The 17,756-nt window shown below is 62.7% G+C and carries 20 protein-coding genes, 1 tRNA gene and 1 riboswitch; of the genes, 15 read left to right on the top strand and 6 right to left on the bottom strand.

The window, feature by feature from the left end; all coding sequences use genetic code 11:
• Window positions 1-27 precede the first annotated feature (27 nt).
• The 5 genes from mce to NKH43_RS31265 all read left to right on the top strand — a co-directional run bounded on the left by mce (window position 28) and on the right by NKH43_RS31265 (window position 4,566).
• A complete protein-coding gene (gene mce, locus NKH43_RS31285) occupies window positions 28-432 on the top strand; it encodes a methylmalonyl-CoA epimerase (protein ID WP_352483057.1) in 405 nt (134 codons plus the stop codon).
• Window positions 429-713 (top strand): DUF1467 family protein, encoded by a 285-nt coding sequence (locus tag NKH43_RS31280; RefSeq protein WP_352861432.1) that lies wholly within the window; start codon window positions 429-431, stop codon window positions 711-713. The genes mce and NKH43_RS31280 overlap by 4 nt, the downstream gene beginning before the upstream one ends.
• A gap of 561 nt (window positions 714-1,274) precedes the next feature.
• Window positions 1,275-2,603, top strand: coding sequence for a proline--tRNA ligase (gene proS / locus NKH43_RS31275; protein WP_352861430.1), 1,329 nt, complete (start codon window positions 1,275-1,277; stop codon window positions 2,601-2,603).
• The gene (locus NKH43_RS31270; protein WP_352861428.1) at window positions 2,600-3,886 is read left to right on the top strand and encodes a lipoprotein-releasing ABC transporter permease subunit; all 1,287 of its coding nucleotides are present in this window, start codon (window positions 2,600-2,602) and stop codon (window positions 3,884-3,886) included. Before proS ends, NKH43_RS31270 begins: the two co-directional genes overlap by 4 nt.
• Window positions 3,883-4,566: an ABC transporter ATP-binding protein gene (locus tag NKH43_RS31265; protein WP_352861426.1), complete on the top strand. Its 684-nt coding sequence runs from the start codon at window positions 3,883-3,885 to the stop codon at window positions 4,564-4,566. Before NKH43_RS31270 ends, NKH43_RS31265 begins: the two co-directional genes overlap by 4 nt.
• A gap of 404 nt (window positions 4,567-4,970) precedes the next feature.
• Here the strand turns inward: NKH43_RS31265 and lipB are convergent, their stop codons facing one another.
• The gene (lipB, locus tag NKH43_RS31260) at window positions 4,971-5,714 is read right to left on the bottom strand and encodes a lipoyl(octanoyl) transferase LipB (protein WP_352483062.1); all 744 of its coding nucleotides are present in this window, start codon (window positions 5,712-5,714) and stop codon (window positions 4,971-4,973) included.
• Window positions 5,715-5,891: 177 nt separating this feature from the next.
• On the opposite strand from lipB, the gene NKH43_RS31255 reads away from it, so the two are divergent.
• A tRNA-Leu gene (locus NKH43_RS31255) sits at window positions 5,892-5,976 on the top strand.
• Between the two features lie 143 nt (window positions 5,977-6,119).
• Here the strand turns inward: NKH43_RS31255 and NKH43_RS31250 are convergent.
• A complete protein-coding gene (locus NKH43_RS31250) occupies window positions 6,120-6,941 on the bottom strand; it encodes a phosphatase PAP2 family protein (protein WP_023720728.1) in 822 nt (273 codons plus the stop codon).
• 429 nt (window positions 6,942-7,370) lie between these two features.
• Here NKH43_RS31250 and NKH43_RS31245 point away from each other — a divergent pair, with 429 nt between their 5' ends.
• Window positions 7,371-7,688, top strand: coding sequence for an ArsR/SmtB family transcription factor (locus NKH43_RS31245; RefSeq protein WP_023720727.1), 318 nt, complete (start codon window positions 7,371-7,373; stop codon window positions 7,686-7,688).
• The gene (locus NKH43_RS31240) at window positions 7,685-8,167 is read left to right on the top strand and encodes an SRPBCC family protein (protein ID WP_352495926.1); all 483 of its coding nucleotides are present in this window, start codon (window positions 7,685-7,687) and stop codon (window positions 8,165-8,167) included. Before NKH43_RS31245 ends, NKH43_RS31240 begins: the two co-directional genes overlap by 4 nt.
• Window positions 8,168-8,364: 197 nt before the next feature.
• Here the strand turns inward: NKH43_RS31240 and NKH43_RS31235 are convergent, their stop codons facing one another.
• Window positions 8,365-8,586: a hypothetical protein gene (locus NKH43_RS31235; protein WP_352861424.1), complete on the bottom strand. Its 222-nt coding sequence runs from the start codon at window positions 8,584-8,586 to the stop codon at window positions 8,365-8,367.
• 297 nt (window positions 8,587-8,883) lie between these two features.
• Between NKH43_RS31235 and mgtE the strand changes: the two genes are divergently transcribed.
• Window positions 8,884-10,281 (top strand): magnesium transporter, encoded by a 1,398-nt coding sequence (gene mgtE / locus NKH43_RS31230; RefSeq protein ID WP_352814642.1) that lies wholly within the window; start codon window positions 8,884-8,886, stop codon window positions 10,279-10,281.
• Window positions 10,282-10,420: 139 nt separating this feature from the next.
• On the top strand, window positions 10,421-10,807 hold the full coding sequence (locus tag NKH43_RS31225; RefSeq protein ID WP_023676566.1) for a MerR family transcriptional regulator: 387 nt from the start codon (window positions 10,421-10,423) through the stop codon (window positions 10,805-10,807).
• Between the two features lie 19 nt (window positions 10,808-10,826).
• Here the strand turns inward: NKH43_RS31225 and NKH43_RS31220 are convergent, their stop codons facing one another.
• A complete protein-coding gene (locus NKH43_RS31220) occupies window positions 10,827-11,333 on the bottom strand; it encodes a methyltransferase family protein (RefSeq protein WP_352861420.1) in 507 nt (168 codons plus the stop codon).
• 16 nt (window positions 11,334-11,349) lie between these two features.
• Window positions 11,350-12,348: a heparan-alpha-glucosaminide N-acetyltransferase gene (locus NKH43_RS31215; RefSeq protein ID WP_352861419.1), complete on the bottom strand. Its 999-nt coding sequence runs from the start codon at window positions 12,346-12,348 to the stop codon at window positions 11,350-11,352.
• Between the two features lie 247 nt (window positions 12,349-12,595).
• Between NKH43_RS31215 and NKH43_RS31210 the strand changes: the two genes are divergently transcribed.
• Entirely contained in the window at window positions 12,596-13,795 is a 1,200-nt protein-coding gene (locus NKH43_RS31210; RefSeq protein WP_023720721.1) for an MFS transporter, read from the top strand.
• On the opposite strand, the gene NKH43_RS31205 is transcribed toward NKH43_RS31210, so the two are convergent.
• Complete coding sequence (locus tag NKH43_RS31205; RefSeq protein WP_352861417.1) at window positions 13,774-14,967, bottom strand: aromatic ring-hydroxylating oxygenase subunit alpha; 1,194 nt, start codon at window positions 14,965-14,967, stop codon at window positions 13,774-13,776. The genes NKH43_RS31210 and NKH43_RS31205 overlap by 22 nt on opposite strands.
• A 139-nt stretch (window positions 14,968-15,106) precedes the next feature.
• A riboswitch (cobalamin riboswitch) is annotated at window positions 15,107-15,302 on the top strand.
• A gap of 36 nt (window positions 15,303-15,338) precedes the next feature.
• Here NKH43_RS31205 and NKH43_RS31200 point away from each other — a divergent pair.
• The 4 genes from NKH43_RS31200 to cobO are packed head-to-tail and all read left to right on the top strand — an operon-like array spanning window position 15,339 to window position 17,449.
• Window positions 15,339-15,518 (top strand): CbtB domain-containing protein, encoded by a 180-nt coding sequence (locus NKH43_RS31200; RefSeq protein WP_023720718.1) that lies wholly within the window; start codon window positions 15,339-15,341, stop codon window positions 15,516-15,518.
• 15 nt (window positions 15,519-15,533) lie between these two features.
• Entirely contained in the window at window positions 15,534-16,316 is a 783-nt protein-coding gene (locus tag NKH43_RS31195) for a CbtA family protein (protein ID WP_352861415.1), read from the top strand.
• Window positions 16,309-16,830, top strand: a complete 522-nt coding sequence (cobU, locus tag NKH43_RS31190) for a bifunctional adenosylcobinamide kinase/adenosylcobinamide-phosphate guanylyltransferase (RefSeq protein WP_023720716.1) — start codon at window positions 16,309-16,311, stop codon at window positions 16,828-16,830. Before NKH43_RS31195 ends, cobU begins: the two co-directional genes overlap by 8 nt.
• 1 nt (window position 16,831) lies before the next feature.
• Entirely contained in the window at window positions 16,832-17,449 is a 618-nt protein-coding gene (gene cobO, locus NKH43_RS31185; RefSeq protein WP_023720715.1) for a cob(I)yrinic acid a,c-diamide adenosyltransferase, read from the top strand.
• The last annotated feature ends 307 nt before the right edge of the window (window positions 17,450-17,756 follow it).

The following is a 17,756-nucleotide window of genomic DNA, read 5'->3' as shown; positions in this document are numbered from 1 at the left end:
TGCCTTACTGCCCTAAGGACGCAGTCAATGCTCGGACGCCTCAACCATGTCGCGCTTGCCGTGCCGGATCTGGCTGCGGCGGCGGCGGCCTATCGGGATACACTTGGCGCCCGCGTGACCGCGCCGCAGGCGCTGCCGGAGCATGGCGTGACGGTGGTGTTCGTCGACGTCGGCAATACCAGGATCGAGTTGCTGGAGCCGCTCGGCGAAGGCTCGCCGATCGCGGCATTCCTCGAGAAGAATCCGTCCGGCGGCATGCACCATGTCTGCTACGAGGTTGACGACATTGTTGCGGCGCGCGACCGTCTCAAGGCCAGCGGCGCGCGCGTGCTGGGCGATGGCAATCCGAAGACCGGCGCGCATGGCAAACCGGTATTGTTTCTGCACCCCAAGGACTTTTTCGGCACGCTGGTCGAACTGGAGCAAGCATGAGCTGGGTCTCTTTCATCGCCCTGTTCTTCGCTACCTGGTGGGTGGTGTTGTTCGCCGTCCTGCCGTTCAGCATGCGGACGCAGGACGATGACCAGGATGTGACGCTGGGTACGGTTCCGAGCGCGCCGCGCGGACCGCATATGCTGCGCGCCGCACTGCGCACGACGATCGCCACACTGGTCCTGATGGGCATCTTCTACGGCATCACGAGAGGGCTTGGTCTCGGCATCGACGACATCCCGCACATCGTGCCGGATTTCAACCAGAGCCCAGCGCATTAGCCGGCTACCCAATGTCCGGCTATCCAAGGCCTATGCCGACGCCCTGAAATCAAGCTCAGCCAGCAAGGTCAGCCCAAGTAAAAGCCGTGGGCCGGATTTGGGCTGACGCAACGTCATGTAGTTTGGCAATCTGTCTTGCTAACCAAATGATTGCACAAAAAAAATGCAAGGCGCGAGGCCTTGCAATTTAAACGCGTCCGATCTGTTTCCGGTGTCCGGCGGCAGCGAGTTACCGCGCCTAGATCGCATCCTCCCAAGACTTTGACCGCGTAGGAGGGCAGATTTTTCTCCGCCCTCTCGGTTATCGGGGCACACTAGCCTAAGGCGGGTGAAAATGTCACGAAGAATTTTGCCCGGAAACAGGCAATCTCGTGCTGCAGTGCACAATAGTACGGCAGGCGTTGCTTGCGAAACGCCCAGCAAGCCGTGTGCGGCAATTGCGGCGTCTGTGCAGCGCCTGGGCCGGGTTTCCATTCCGCCATGAAATGGCTATGAAGCCGGGGCAAGCAAGCCTGCGCTGCGCCGATCCCGGCGCCGCCATCCTCTCTCACGGACCAGTTCATGCGTTTGTCGCGCTATTTCCTGCCCATCCTCAAAGAAAATCCGCGCGAGGCCGAGATCGTCTCGCATCGGCTGATGCTGCGCGCCGGCATGATCCGCCAGCAGGGGCAAGGCAGCTTCTCCTGGCTGCCGCTCGGTAAGCGGGTACTGGACAAGGTCTGCCGGATCATTCGCGAGGAGCAGAATCGCGCCGGCGCGCTCGAAATCCTGATGCCGACCATCCAATCGGCCGAGCTGTGGCGCGAAAGCGGCCGCTATGAAGACTACGGCAAGGAGATGCTGCGCATCAAGGACCGGCAAGATCGCGACATGCTCTACGGCCCGACCAATGAGGAGATGGTCACCGAGATCTTCCGCTCCTACGTCAAGTCCTACAAGGACCTGCCGCTCAACCTCTATCATATCCAGTGGAAGTTTCGCGATGAGGTGCGCCCGCGCTTTGGCGTCATGCGTTCGCGCGAATTCCTAATGAAGGACGCCTATTCCTTCGACCTCGATTATGAAGGCGCCAAGGCCGCTTATAACCGCATGTTCGTGTCCTATCTCAGGACGTTCACGCGCATGGGGCTGCAGGCGATTCCGATGCGCGCCGACACCGGGCCGATCGGCGGCGACCTCAGCCATGAGTTCATCATCCTGGCCGACACCGGCGAGAGCCAGGTGTTTTGCCATCGCGACTATCTCTCGCTTGATGTACCGGGGGCGAATACCGACTTTTCGAATGACGCCGAGATTGCCGAGATCGTCAAGACATGGACGACGCCCTATGCCGCCACCGACGAAATGCATGACGAGGCGGCATGGGAAAAGCTCACCGAAGCCGACAAAGTCTCGGCGCGCGGCATCGAGGTCGGCCATATCTTCCATTTCGGCGACAAATATTCCAAGCCGATGGGCGCCAAGGTGACCGGGCCGGACGGCAAGGATCATTTCGTCTCTGGCGGTTCCTACGGCATCGGCCCGTCGCGGCTGGTCGCGGCGATCATCGAGGCCAGCCATGACGATAACGGCATCATCTGGCCGGAAGCGGTGGCGCCGTTCGACGTCGGCCTGATCAACATGAAGGCTGGCGATGCCGAATGCGACCGCGTCTGCGGCGAGATGCATGCCGCCTTTGCCGCCGCCGGCAAAGAGGTGCTCTACAATGACACCGACCAGCGGCCGGGAGGCAAGTTCGCTACCGCCGACCTGATCGGACTTCCGTGGCAGGTGATCGTGGGGCCGCGCGGCGTCGCAGCCGGCGAGGTCGAGATCAAGAACCGCAGGAGCGGCGAGCGCGAGACGCTGCCGATCGGCGACGTGAAAAAGCGTTTCGGTGCCGCCGCATGAACGAACCGGCAGCAGCCAAACCTTCGGGGGCAGGACCCTTTTCCGGCTTTGAGCGTATGGTTGCGTGGCGCTATCTGCGCTCGCGCCGCAAGGAGACGGTGATCTCGGTCATCGCCTCGATCTCCTTTCTCGGCATCATGCTGGGCGTTGCCACGCTGATCGTCGTCATGGCGGTCATGAACGGCTTTCGCGCCGAGCTGCTGACGCGCATCCTCGGCGTCAACGGGCACCTGATCGTGCAGCCGCTCGACATGCCGCTGGAGGACTATGCCCAGGTCGCCGGCCGCATCAACGGCGTGCCCGGCGTCAAATACGCCATTCCGCTGATCGACGGGCAGGTGCTGGCGCAAGGCAATGTCGGCGGCGGCACCGGCGCGCTGGTGCGCGGCATACGCGGCGAGGACCTCGGCAAGATCACCATCGTCGCCAACAACATCAAGGAGGGCTCGATCGTCGGCTTCGACACCGGCGAGGGCGTCGCCATCGGCAGCCGCATGGCCGAGAATCTCGGCCTTGTGCTTGGCGATACGATCACGCTGATCTCGCCCGAGGGCGACGTCACGCCGCTCGGCACGACGCCGCGCATGAAGGGCTATCCGGTCACCGCGATCTTCGAGGTCGGCATGTCGGAATATGACAGCTCCATCGTTTACATGCCGTTCTCGGAATCGCAGCTTTATTTCAACATGGACGGCCGGGCGCAGACGATCGAGATCTACACCGACAATCCCGACAATATCGACGCGCTGAAGCCGAAGGTCGAAGAGGCGGCGCAGCGGCCGATCAGCCTTGTCGATTGGCGGCAACGCAACAAGACGTTCTTCGACGCGCTGCAGGTCGAGCGCAACGTCATGTTCATGATCCTGACGCTGATCGTGCTGGTGGCGGCCCTCAACATCATTTCGGGCCTGATCATGCTGGTGAAGGACAAGGGCCACGACATCGCCATCCTGCGCACCATGGGAGCGACGCGCGGCGCGATCCTGCGCATCTTCCTGATGACGGGTGCCGCGATCGGCGTTGTCGGCACCATCGCCGGCGTACTGCTCGGTATCTTGATCTGCCTCAACGTCGAGCGCATCCGCCAGTTCTTCTCCTGGCTGGCCAACGAGCGGCTGTTCAATCCCGAGCTTTATTTCCTAAGCCAGCTGCCGGCCCGGATGGATGCCAGCGAGACGATCTCGGTCGTTCTCATGGCTTTGGCGCTGTCGTTCCTGGCGACACTGTTTCCGGCGTGGCGGGCGGCCAGGCTCGATCCGGTCGAAGCGCTGAGGTACGAATGATGGCCGAGGCCATTATCGAGCTGAAGAGCGTCGAACGGCACTATGTGCAGGGGCCGCGCAAGCTGACCATCCTGAACGGCGCCGATTTTTCGCTTAAGCGTGGCGAGATGGTGGCGCTGGTGGCGCCTTCGGGCACCGGCAAGTCGACGCTGCTCCACACCGCCGGGCTGCTGGAGCGGCCGGACGCCGGCGACGTGATCCTGGCGGGGCGCGCCTGCGGTCGGCTTTCCGACGACGAGCGCACGACGATCCGCCGCAACGATGTCGGCTTCGTCTATCAGTTCCATCACTTGCTGCCGGAATTCTCGGCGCTGGAAAACATCATGATGCCGCAGCTGATAAAAGGGCTGGCGCGCAAGGAGGCGGCCGAGCGGGCGGCGCAATTGCTCGACTACATGCAGATCGGCAAGCGGGCGAATCATCGCCCTTCCGAGCTCTCCGGCGGTGAGCAGCAGCGCGTCGCCATTGCGCGCGCCGTCGCCAATGCGCCGCTGGTGCTTTTGGCCGATGAGCCGACCGGCAATCTCGACCCGGTGACCGCTTCCTACGTGTTCGAGGCGCTGGCAGCGCTGGTCCGGCAATCGGGCCTGGCGGCACTGATCGCCACCCATAATCACGAGCTTGCCTCGCGCATGGATCGCCGCGTGACGCTTGCCGACGGCAAGGTCGTCCCGCTTTAGGGTGTGCTAAGACCGAGGTGATGCCGGCCTGCGAACTGGCGTGCGCCGTCCGCTATTTTTCGTGCGCGCTCTCGGCCCGAAACCGTCGGCAATCTGCCTCTCAACCCTTTCTTAACCCTGTCGAAATTGACCGCACGCAATTCCGGCCATGCCGGGATTGCGATCGTTGACATTCGAACAAAATTAGAACAAAATACGAACATACTAACAACAGGAGAGAGTTATGACCGATCTTGTTCAGGATGTCGTTTCGCTGGTGTGCATGAGCACGTTCCTCATTTCCATGGCAATCTGGATCGGCGCGATGTGAGGATGCGCTGAAAGACATGGCTCGAACGCTGACGACCCGTTCTTCGCGGAGGCGAGGGGCGCAGCGTAGGACTACGGTCTTCAGTGAGGTTCTGTCAGCCGACTTTGCGGGCCGCCTCGACCTGCAAAGGCGCTGCCGGGCCGAAGACATCTTCGAAGGCTGATTTCAGCGCCAGGTCGAGATCGGCCATTGTTACGGGAAGGCCGAGATCGATGAGGCTGGTGACGCCGTGATCCTGGACGCCGCACGGCACGATGCCGCTGAAATGGCCGAGATCCGGCTCGACATTGATGGCAATGCCGTGAAAGCTCACCCAGCGCCTCAGCCTGATGCCGATGGCAGCGATCTTGTCCTCGGCGACCGAGCCGTCGGGCAAAGCGGGGCGATCCGGCCGCACCACCCAGACGCCGACGCGGTCCTCGCGGCGTTCGCCGCGTACGTTGAAGGCGGCCAGCGTGCCGATGATCCATTGTTCGAGTGCCGCGACGAAGGCGCGGACATCCTCGCGCCGCCGCTTGAGGTCGAGCATGACATAGGCGACGCGCTGGCCCGGCCCATGATAGGTGTATTCGCCGCCGCGTCCGGCGGCAAAGACCGGGAAGCGGTCCGGCTCGATCAGGTCCTCGAAACGGGCGCTGGTGCCGGCGGTGTAGAGCGGCGGATGCTCGACCAGCCAGACCATCTCGCCAGCCGCGCCGCTGCGGATTGCTTCGGCGCGCGCCTCCATCACGGCGAGCGCATCGGGATAGGCGGTGAGCCCGGGCTCAATGCGCCATTCGACCGGCGCCGAGCCGGGCGAGGGCAGGAACGACGTGGCGATCTGGCTGCGTTCTGTCATGATATCTCGTCTCGCCCCTCATATGGCGGCAATCGGTACAAACGTCCAGTTCCGGGCACGTTCGGCGCTTTGCAGAGTTAAGCCGATATCCGGCCGATTATTGCTGGCCGCGCACTTGTTTCACCGGAAACGATTTGCTACACGCCGCGGGCCGGTTCGTTCTGGCTCCTACCACGTGCGGTCGTGGCGGAATTGGTAGACGCGCAGCGTTGAGGTCGCTGTGGGGCAACCCGTGGAAGTTCGAGTCTTCTCGACCGCACCATTAAATTCGAAAGCGCCCCGTTGAGTTCGAGCACGGCAAAGAGCGTCTTTGTCAGGCGCGAGGCTTTTTTGCCTGCGATCGCGAGTTTGGCCGATGCGAAAACGCCATCGGCGCGTAGCCATATATGCGGTTTGCGTGGATAATTATTCGCGCACCAGGCGTCCGGTTGCCCACCAGATCACAGATACAGCAGCGATCGATACGTAGCCGTCCAGGGCATAGTGCCATCCAGTGTACACCGATCCGTACAGGATCAGGGCTGCAAACGCCCAACCCAGAGCGCCCAGCCAGAGATTGATCGAGGACAGCAGATAGGCGTTCAGTGCGGCAAAGGCGACATGCATGCTTGGCATGGCCGAGATGCCGCCGCCAAGGCTTGGCCGGCCACTCCGGTAAGCCATCAGGAGATATGCTGCGGGTTCCCGCACCATGTAATTATGGTCCAGTCTGTCCAAGGCGGCATTCAATCCGTGGAAGCGATCCACGCCAACAAACTGGTGGTAGTAAACCGGCCCGACCGATGCCAGCGCCAAAGCCAAGACAGTTCCGAGGATGCACAACGTCAGCGCTGCCGCGCTGAGATAGCGGATGCGCGCAATCTCGTCCGACCAGAGCGCCACGAAAAGGATGGTGCCGAACCACTGGTAGAACCAAATGACTTCATAGCTGTTGAAGACGACGAGCGACCACCCGTTGCTGTCGAGCTTATGGGCGATCTCCCACGGCGGCATCCCGTGCAACCATTCATCAGCGTCGGCTAACCAGTGGTCGGCGTAGTATGGGACGACGGACGGGATGGCGATCTTGTAGGTGGAGAACGCGGTCAAGCTGGCAAAGAAGAACAGCAGCACCAACAGACAGCCGCGCCAGCGCCCTTGAACCAAATCCAGGGCGTAGCGAACCGGTTGCCGTCGGCCATGGATGAGCGCGGCACAACAGACGCCACCGATAAACAAGACCGGCATGCCAATAAGAAACTTGTGAGAATAGATTAGGGCTGATGTACGGAATACTTCTGGATATAGTGCAGATGCACCTAACACGTACATTGCCATAAACAAGGAGAGGCGCAATTGCCATATGGCTGAGGGCCTGTGGCGAGAGGCTTCCGTAGTTAGGGCCAAGCCAATTTACCCGTTCTTAATGTTTCGCCGGAGAGACATATACACCGATAAGGTAAAAACCTTGCCGTCAGGTTTACTTTTCCCCGGTGGTCGACACCTGCCGGCTCGCATGCGGTGGATTGATTCCCTGAGCAATCTCGCATCCGCATTGCTGTCCATGCCCCGCGCGAAGGAATTGCCCGGAGCCTCGGGGTCGAACCGGCCGGTGCTTAAACACGGGCCCGCCACTCCCTCGGTTGACCTATCATAAGTTTTAGCTTATCATAAGTCATGGTTTATGATTACGCAGGAATGGTGGCCTTGGCCGATCCGACACGCCGCAAGGTGTTCGAGCTCATCGCCGATCGGCCGCGCTCGGTCATCGATCTGACGCGGGTGCTTCCGGTCTCGCAGCCGGCGGTATCGCAGCACCTCAAAGTGCTGAAGGAAGCCCGACTGGTCCGTGCCGAGCCCAAGGGCGCCAGCAATATCTATCATCTCGACCCGCATGGGCTCGGCGAGATGCGCGCCTGGCTCGATCGCATGTGGGGCGATGCGCTCGACGCCTTCAAACGGGAAGTCGACAACAGCAAGGAGAAGAGGAAATGACGACTATGATCAAGCCCGCACCGGTCAGGAAGTCGGTGACCGTGGAGGTGCCGCTCGACAAGGCATTCGATGTGTTCACGACAGGGTTCGGACGGTGGTGGCCGGCTTCGCACTCAATCGGCAAATCCGCCCTGACGACCGCGGTGATCGAACCGAAAGCCGGCGGCCGCTGGTACGAGATCGGCGAGGATGGGTCACAATGCGATTGGGGCGAGGTTCTCGCCTGGGATCCGCCGTCGAGGCTGACGCTCGCCTGGCGTATCGGGGCCGACTGGCGCTACGATCCGGCATTGCTGACCGAGGTCGACATCCGCTTTGTCGCGCTCGGCGAGAATTCGACGCGGGTGGAACTCGAGCACCGGCTTCTGGAGAACATGGGCGAGACCGCAGAAGCAGCGCGCCAGGCCTTCGAATCGGAGCGTGGCTGGAGTGGTGTCCTTGGCGCCTACGCGGCTGAGGCCAAACGCTACGCTGCCTGATCGGCAGGCCTCTAAGCCCGATATCCAGCGAGACCGTCGCAGCGTCGGCCTCGCCTCATTCCCGGTGCAGCATATGCCGTTCTGCCCGACCACCGGGACTAATGTTGTTGGGCGACCGATTCCCCGACCGGGGCACACCACACCTGGCGTTGTCGCGGACTACCCGGCGGTTGGTCGGCGGCGATGGCAGAGCTGGATTACCGGTGCTTCTCGACGAAAGCCTTGCAGGCGGGTGACAACTGCTCGATCATGCTCTGAAGGTCGCATTTGCCGATCGGTGTCATTGGGCAAAGCCGTTTGTAGTCAGGCTTGCATTCCTTGCCCTGAAAAGATTTGAAGGCCTTTGCATCGGCGGCAATCGGGTTCAAAAGTATTCCCGAACAAACCAGCGCAAGACTGGCAAACAGATACTTCCCCATAAACACCCTCCCTTTATTACCGGTAATTATAGAGATGCTAAATTAGAATCCTCTAATTATCAATCTTGAATTATCAATCTTGGGCAACCGGCAGCTCGCAAGGTCGTCTGATATCCGTCCGTTGCGCACGGAGAGGCCGATTCTCAAGCCAATCGCGCCGCCGCTCCATCTTTGTGTTTGACCATGATCTTTTCGGAAAACCGGTTTCCACTTTTCAGGATCATGGTCTAGACCTGACAGGCACCTTATCCGGAAATCCGATGGCGGGAGGCGCTGGTGGAAGGCCAGGACGAACACATGACCGGCACCAGGGCCGCCGAGGAGCGCCGCGCCGACATCTATGACGAGGACGGCGTCATCCTGTCGTCGTTTCTCACCCAGATCGGTGCCGCGATCGCCGATCGCGATACGCTGACGCTGAAGCGCGAAGTCGACGATCTGCACCAGTCGGAACTCGGCCACCTGCTCGAGGCGCTGCACCCGGAACAGCGCCGCGCCCTGGTCGAATTGCTGGGCAAGGATTTCGACTTTTCCGCGCTGACCGAGGTCGACGAGGCGATCAGGCGCGACATCGTCGACAATCTGCCCAATGCGCAGATCGCCCAGGCCGTGCAGGAGCTCGATTCCGACGATGCCGTCTACATTCTCGAGGACCTCGACCAGGAGGACCAGGACGAGATCCTGTCGCAACTGCCGTTCACCGAGCGGATCAGGCTGCGGCGCTCGCTCGACTATCCCGAAGAGACCGCCGGCCGCCGCATGCAAACGGAGTTCGTCGCGGTGCCGCCATTCTGGACGATCGGCCAGACCATCGACTACATGCGCGAGGACAACAATCTTCCCGACCGTTTCAGCCAGATCTTCGTCATCGATCCGAGCTTTAAGCTGCTCGGCGCCATCGACCTCGACCAGATCCTGCGCACCAAGCGCTCGGTCAAGGTCGAAGAAGTCATGCATGAGACCAGGCATGCCATCCCGGCCACCATGGACCAGGAGGAGGCGGCACGCGAATTCGAACAATACGATCTTCTGTCCGCCGCCGTCGTGGACGAGAACGAGCGGCTGGTCGGCGTGCTGACCATCGACGACGTCGTCGACGTCATCCAGCAGGAGGCCGAGGAAGATCTGCTGCGCATGGGCGGCGTCGGCGACGAAGAACTCTCGGACAGCATCCTTTCGACTTCGCGCTCGCGTGTGCCCTGGCTGCTGGTCAACCTTTTGACGGCCTTCCTCGCGGCTTCGGTGATCGGCCTGTTCGACCGCACCATCGAGCATATCGTGGCGCTGGCGGTGCTGATGCCCATCGTCGCCGGCATGGGCGGCAATGCCGGCTCGCAGACCATGACCGTCACGGTGCGGGCGCTGGCGACGAGGGACCTCGACATCTACAATGCCGGCCGCATCATCCGCCGCGAAATCGGGGTGGGCTTCATCAACGGCATCATCTTCGCCATTCTGATCGGCATCGTCGCGGCTGCCTGGTTCCACGATCGCAATCTCGGCGGCATCATCGCGGCGGCGATGATCATCAACATGTTCGTGGCGGCTCTGGCGGGCATCCTGATCCCGCTGCTGCTCGACCGCTTCAAGATCGACCCGGCTGTGGCTTCGGCGGTTTTCGTCACTACGGTCACCGATGTCGTCGGTTTCTTTGCCTTTCTCGGGCTTGCCACATGGTGGTTCGGCGTAGGCTGAACGGCACCTCAATTGACTTTTACGTAAATGCCATGCGAGGCTTTGAAAGGTGCCTTGTCCGCCGATTCTGGTACGCGCCTGGATGCCGGCGGCGCCGGCCAGTTGGAACTCGCGGCGTGGCCGGGGCATTGGAGTGGCGATGCGGGAATATTATTCGATCACGGAGCTGACCCGCGAATTCGACGTGTCGACGCGGACGTTACGCTTCTACGAGGACGAAGGGCTGGTGCAGCCGGTAAGGCGCGGCCGCACCCGGCTGTTCCGTCCGTCGGACCGGCATCTCATCCGCCAGATCATGCGCGGCAAGAGGCTCGGCTTCTCGATCAACGAGATCCGCGAAATCATCCAGATGTACAGGGAGCCGCCCGGCGAGGTCGGCCAACTCAAGCTGATGATCAAGCGCATCGAGGAAAAGCGCGAGGATCTTCGCCAGAAACGCCGCGACCTCGAGGAGACCCTGGCCGAGCTCGACCAGGCCGAGGAATCCTGCGTCGAGCGGCTGGTTGAACTCGGCGTCACCACGTAAGCGCGGTGTCAGCCCCGGCTCAAATCCAGCGCCGCACCCTTTTCGCGTAGTCCCGGTACTTCTTGCCGAATTTGGCCGTCAGCACCTTCTCCTCGCTCTCGATCGTCAGCTTCTGCGTCAGGAATGCCGCGATGACCGCCAGCGGCAGGAACCAGGCGATCCCCGAGACAAAGGCGAGGCTGACCAGCAGCAATGTGTTGGCGAGGTAGATCGGGTTGCGGCTGACGGCGAAGGGTCCGGTGGTCACCAGATGGTCCGGCACGCCGTTCGGGTTGAGCGTCGTTTTGGCGCGGATCATGATGCGGATCGCGGTGAACCAGAGCGCGGCGACCGCCAACAGCCCCACAAGCCCGGCGGCGAACAGGATGTCGCCGAGAAGATCGCCGATCCACGGCAGTGGATAGAGAAACCCTAGCGCGACGCTGACGATGATGGCGGCGATATAGATCAGCGGCGGCCATGGGATGTGCCCCAGCTTCGGCTGCCCAGGATTTTGCTGCACGGGTTTCGGGTGACTGTCGCTCATTGCTGTCCTCCCTCGATTAGCGCGTTCTCGGTTCCGCCGCCTCGGTTTGGGCGGTACAGGTGCCGGCGAGCTCGCCAATATGCGCCTTCCACTCCGGGGACTGGTCGTTGCTGTAGAGCCGGTCAAGCGAGGCTTCGCCCTGGAGAGTGTCCAGCATGCAGGCACAATAGCTGGAGCAGAACTCGGTGTCGCGCGCCTGCTCGCAGGATATTTGGCAGGATTTCAGAAAGTTCACCTCCCTGCTTTCGACCCGCGCCGGCATGAATTGCGAAAACAGCCAGACCGAGCCGATCAGCAGCGGCTGATGGATCAGATAAAAGGCAAGGCTGTGCCGGCCGATGAAGACCAGCGGGTTTGCCCAGCGGCCTGGCGTCATGGCCGACAGCCGGGTCAGCACGCCGGAGGTGGCGGCGAGTTTGGTAACCGCGATGCCGGCAAGCACGGCGCCGAACCAGGGCAGCAGCGGAACATAGTCGTTGGAGTGCGGATTGGTCGCCGATAGACCGACCCACCACAAAGCCGGATGATCGAAGGCCTCGGATCTGAGGTAGAAGGGCGCCGCGATGACAAACGCCGCGACAAGCAGCGTCAGCAGCGCCGGCAGCCGCAGGAACGCCAGGCCGAGCAGGCTGGCGAGCGCGATCTCGTGCAATATGCCGAAAAAAATGAAGCCGTCGGGCGTGGCGATTCGGGTGACCAGCGATATTGCGAGAGCCGCCCCGGCAACCATGGCGAAGCGCTTCCAGAAGCCTGTCCAGCGGATTTTCTTGCCATGGGCGAGATAGAGGCTGACGCCGACCAGGAACAGGAAGCTCGAGGCGATGCAGCGCGCGTAGATTTTCCACCAGCCGAAGGCGGTGAGGCCGGGATCGGTGTAGCCGAAAAATTCGAGATCCCAGGTGAAATGATAGCTCGCCATGGCAAGCAAAGCGATGCCGCGTGCGATGTCGATGGCGGCGATGCGCTTCGCCTTCGGTTGATCCTGAACGGCGGTGGTCGGCGTGGCGATGCTCATCGGTCTCGCTGTCTTGGTTCAGCCCCGGCAAGACGACTATCACGGTTGCCACCGTCAAAAGAAGCAGTCCTCGCGTCGCGTTGGCGCGGGTCAGCATTAGAACTCGCTTTAGGCCAGAGCCGGAAAGCCTTTGGCCGGCTTCGCTTTTTGCCGTGAAGGCGTCGGTTTCCTGTTACCCGGCCAGGAATCGCCGCGGCAGATTTGTGCTCCAAACCCTGCTTTGGGCGATTCTGCTTCGGGGAAAGCAATGGCTACCCATGTGCGCCATCCTATCTGGCTTGCGGCCTTGCGGCCGGCGGATGCACGCACCTTCGCCTCGCTTTATGCGGTCGAATCGTTCGCGCGCGCCACCGTCTCCAGCGTCATCCCGATCCAGGCCTATGAGATCCTGCACAACGAGCAGATCGTCTCGATCCTCTACACGGTCGTGGCAATGCTCGGCCTCTCGGCGACGCTGTTCATGCCGATGTTGATCCGGCGCTTTGCCCGGCGCTGGGTCTATACCGCCGGTGCCTGCCTGCTGGCCGTCGGCTCGCTGTTCTTCGTCACTCATACGCTTGCTGGCCAAACGGTCGGCATGCTCTGCCGCGTCATCGGCGCCAGCGCGCTGGCGATCACGCTCAACCTCTACATCATGGACCACATCCGCAAGACCGATTTCATGCAGGCCGAGTCGCTGCGCATGGCGTGGTCGATGCTTGCCTGGACCGCCGGGCCGACGCTCGGCATTTTCCTCTACACGCGTTTCGGCATCTATGCCGCGCATAGCGCGGTGGCCGTCTTCGCCATGGCCCTGCTGGCGCTGTTCTGGACCTACCGGCTTGGCGACAACCCGTCGATCCGCCCGGGCAAGACGCGGCCGGTCAATCCGCTGGCCAATATCGGCCGCTTCGTCGCGCAGCCAAGGCTGAGGCTGGCCTGGCTGATCGCCTTCGGCCGTTCCTGCTTCTGGACGACGTTCTTTGTCTATGGGCCGCTGTTCATGGTGATCACCGGCGAGGGCGAGCTCGCCGGTGGCCTCTTGGTTTCGGCCGGCAATGCGCTTTTGTTCATGGCCATCTTCTGGGGCAGGGCGGGAAAGCGTTTCGGCGGCCGGCGCACCATGACGTTTGCCTATTTCGCCATGTCGGCGACGCTGCTGGCGGCCGGCGCCGTCGGCGAGGCCGCGCCGCTCGTCACCGGCGCGTTGCTGCTTTGCGGTGCCTTCTTCACCATCGCGCTCGATGCGCTGGGCTCGACCGCGTTCATGCGCTCGGTGCGCTCGTATGAGCGGGCGCAGATGGCGGCGGTCTACCGCACCTATCTCGACTTTTCCGAGCTGACGCCGCCGCTGGTCTATTCAGTGGTGCTGGCGTTCTTCGGCCTGGGCGCGGTTTTCGCGACGCTCGGCCTGCTGGCGGCGGTCTGCGGCTTCGTCACTTGGCGCTATCTGCCCAAATCGCTTTGATGTTCAAGCGCCGCATGCCGCTCGCGCACCCAGTTGTGGAAGCGGTGCAAATCATATTCCTCGGGCATCAGCACGCCGGCCTTATGGCGCATCGAGCGCAGGCCCTTCTGGTTGACCTCGCAGATATCAGCGTCTTCCTCCAGCACCTGGGTACCGAAGGCGACGATGTTGTCGATATCCGCAGCCGGATCGACGAGCGCTTCGGGCGAAAAAAGCCATTCGGCGGTGAGTTCGGTCTGCTCCGGCCCAAGCGGCACCAGCCGCACGGTCCTGACATAGTCGACATGGCCGACGACGAACATCGACGGCAAGTTGGTGGCATAGGTCTGCCCGGCAGCACGCTCGGCCGGCGTCAGGCTCGAAAAGACCGAGCCGTGGACGCGCCCGTCGCGCGACCAGGTTTCGGCCCCGGCCCGCAAGCCGCCGGCAAATTCCGGCGCGTCATTGTCGGCGTGGCGCGCCCATTCGGGGTCGTCGTGCCGGCCCATCAGGCCGCGGCCATAGATCGGCACCAGCCGCGACAGGTCCTTGTGGACGCCAGGGCAGTGCAGGCACTCGTTGAAGTTCTCCCAAAATATCTTCCAGTTGCAGTTCATAACCTTGCGCAGCACATGGCCGCTCAGCAGCGTTTCCAGCGGCCAGTTGGCGAGGTTGCCGGATGCCGGATCGAAGGATGTTTCAGCCGAACCGGCAGCGTCTTGCGCGAGGTTGACGAAAACGAAACCGCGCCACACCGAAAGCGCGACGCGGTAGAGCGGATGATCGGCCTTGTCGAAACCGTCCGGCAGCGATTTCGACGGCACGCGCACCAGATCGCCGCGCAGCGAATAGGACCAGGCGTGGTAGGGGCAGGTGATGAGCCGCGCCTTCAGCCGTCCTTCGCTCTGCTGGCAAAGCTGCGAGCCGCGATGGCGGCAGGTGTTGTGGAAGGCGCGCAATTCGCCGGTCTCGTCGCGCAGCACGACGATCTCCTGCGTGCCTATGCGAAACGTCCTGAATGCCAGCGGCTGGGCAAGGTCGGCCTCGCGGCAGACCAGCAGCCAGTTGCGATACCAGATGGCCTCGAGATCGCGCTGATAGCCTGCGATGTCCCAATAGGCCGATGACGGCAGCGTCGGCTCGGCCCGCGTCAGGCCGTTATAGGGACCGCGCTCATTCGGGCTGGGTTGCATGCCGGCTTCCTCCCATCCGCCAGCCGACACCCGGCTGTGAGAATTGTCAATTGCGGCGCCGGCCGGCGAGCTTGGCGAGGCGGCGCATTCGCCACACGATCCGGCGGAATTTGGTTTGCCGGGCGCGGCGATTCTGCCTATAGTCGCTGATGTCGTCGGTTCCGTTTGGAACCAAGAGGGAATGCGGTGCGGGCGAAATTCTTGCCCAATGCCGTGGCTGCCCCCGCAACTGTGTGCGGTAGTCCTCTCCATATGCCACTGAAGATTTTCTTCGGGAAGGTGGGGAAGGGCGCTGATCCGCGAGCCAGGAGACCTGCCGGCGACAGGAAACTGACTTCTATGCCCTCGGGTGGAGGGCGAAAGGACAAGACATGAATACCGCTTCCGTCTCGCTCGGCGCTTCCGTCTCCTCGCAGTCGCGTTTCATGCAGCTGGCGCTTGCTGCATTCCTCGGCATTTTCGTCATGGGCTTTGTCGGCTTCTCGCACATCGATGCGGTCCACAATGCCGCCCACGACTATCGCCATTCGATGGGCTTTCCCTGCCACTGACAAGGGGCTGACATCATGACACTGTTTCGCAACGTCGTGTTCATCGCGGCGATCGCAGGGCTCGTGGCCGGCGTCGTTCTCGCCTGCATGCAGGCCTATGCCACGGTGCCGCTGATCCTGAAGGCGGAAGTCTACGAGCAGGCCGGCGGCGGCCATGACCATGCCGCGGCACCTGCGGCACCGGTCGAAAACGCCGGGGGCACGATGGCTATAAGCAGCGCCGCGCCGGCACCGGCTGAAGCAATGGCTCCGGCGGAGGACGAAGGCTGGGCGCCGGCCGACGGTTTCGAACGTTTTGCCTTCAGCGTCGTTGCCAATATCGTCACCGGCATCGGCTTCGCACTGATCCTGGTTGCGGTTTCGGAATTCGCCGGCGGCATCGGCAATTGGCGCCAGGGCCTGTTCTGGGGGCTTGCCGGCTTTGCCGTGTTCACGCTGGCGCCCGGCCTCGGCCTGCCGCCGGAATTGCCGGCAATGCCGGCGGCCGACCTTGTCCAACGCCAGATCTGGTGGTGGGCAACGGTGGTGGCGACCGCCGCCGGTCTCGGCCTGCTCGCCTTCCGCAGATCGCTGCCGCTGGCGGTCCTTGCGGTGGCGTTGATGGTGGCGCCGCATATTGTCGGCGCGCCGCAGCCCGACAGCTTCGAGACGACAATCCCGGAAGGCCTGCATCATCAGTTCGTGGTGGCGGTGACGCTGACCAATCTGGTGTTCTGGCTGGTGCTCGGCGCGGTCGTCGGCGTGGTGCGCGGCCGCTTCACCGGCACGGCGACCAGCCTGCGCGACAGCTTTGCCTGACCGCGCTGCCGGGGCGCTGACCCTGATCATCGGCGGTGCGCGCTCCGGCAAGAGCGTGCATGCCGAGAGGCTGGTGAGTGCCTGTCCGGCGCCATGGAGCTATATCGCGACGGCGCAAGCCTATGACGAGGAGATGCGCGAACGGATCGCGCTGCACCGCTCGCGCCGCAGCGCCGGCTGGACGACCATCGAGGCGCCGCTCGACCTTGCCGGCGCGATCGAGGCACTGCCTGACGGCCAGCCGGTGCTGATCGATTGCCTGACGCTGTGGCTGACCAACCATATGCTGGCCGAACATGATGTCGAGGCCGAATGCCGAAGGCTGGCAGATGTGCTGTCGCGGCCGCGTGGACGCTGGTTCGTGGTGTCCAACGAGGTCGGCCAGGGCATCGTGCCGGAGAATGCGCTGGCAAGACGGTTTCGCGACGCGGCCGGCCGGTTGAACCAGGACGTTGCCGCCGTCGCTGACACCGTGCTTTTGATGGTGGCGGGGCTGCCGCTCAGGGTGAAATGACATGGCTGATACTATCGACCCCAAGGACGAGGAGCGCCACCGCGCCAAGATGGCCAAGCGCAAGGCGGTGCAGGACGCCGAGGTTGCAGCCAAGACGGTCGAGAAAGGGCTGTTGATCGTCAACACCGGTCCGGGCAAGGGCAAGACCACGGCCGCCTTCGGGCTGGCGCTCAGAATGCTCGGCTACGGCAAGCGCGTCGGCGTCGTCCAGTTCATCAAAGGCAAATGGCACACCGGCGAGAAGGATGCTTTTGCCTGCTTCGGCGACCGCGTCGTCTGGCACGCCATGGGCGAGGGCTTTACCTGGGAGACGCAGGACCTGAAACGCGACATCGCGGCGGCCGAGGCCGCCTGGGCCAAGGCACTCGAGCTGATGGCCGAGCCGTCGATCAGCCTGGTGGTGCTCGACGAACTCAACATCGCGCTGCGCTACGACTACCTCGATCTCGAAAAGGTGGTCGCGGCGCTGAAGGCGCGTCGCGAAGGCCTGCATGTCGTCGTCACCGGCCGCAACGCCAAGCCGGCGCTAGTCGAGGCGGCCGATCTGGTCACCGAGATGGGCGTGACCAAGCACCACTTCTCCGCCGGCGTGAAGGCGCAGCAGGGGATAGAGTTCTGAGGGGTTTGGCGATCGGGGAAAGGCGTTTCGGAGCAGGCGGCGCCGGCGAAGCTGCCGATCTCCCCCCTTGTGGACCTGTTGCGCAGTCATGAGCAAAAGCTTGCGGCGGCGGGGTTGCGGCGGTTGTTCGCTTGTTTGCGGGGGATTTGACGTCTTGTTTGGGGTTTCAGGCGGTCGTCCGACCCTGTATGGGCGGAACTCAGGCGCACCTATCCCGCGATAGCGGCCCATCGGCGCATGTTGAAGGCGATCGCCGCCATCGTCACCTGGGCGGTCGCCTTGGCCAGCCCGACATAGCGGATCGTGG

The sequence above is a fragment of the Mesorhizobium sp. M1163 genome, assembly GCF_040318415.1.
In the GTDB taxonomy this organism is placed as follows: Bacteria; Pseudomonadota; Alphaproteobacteria; order Rhizobiales; family Rhizobiaceae; genus Mesorhizobium.
The sequence above is the reverse complement of the archived record's forward strand: the minus strand, read 5'-3'. Positions and strand labels throughout refer to the sequence as shown.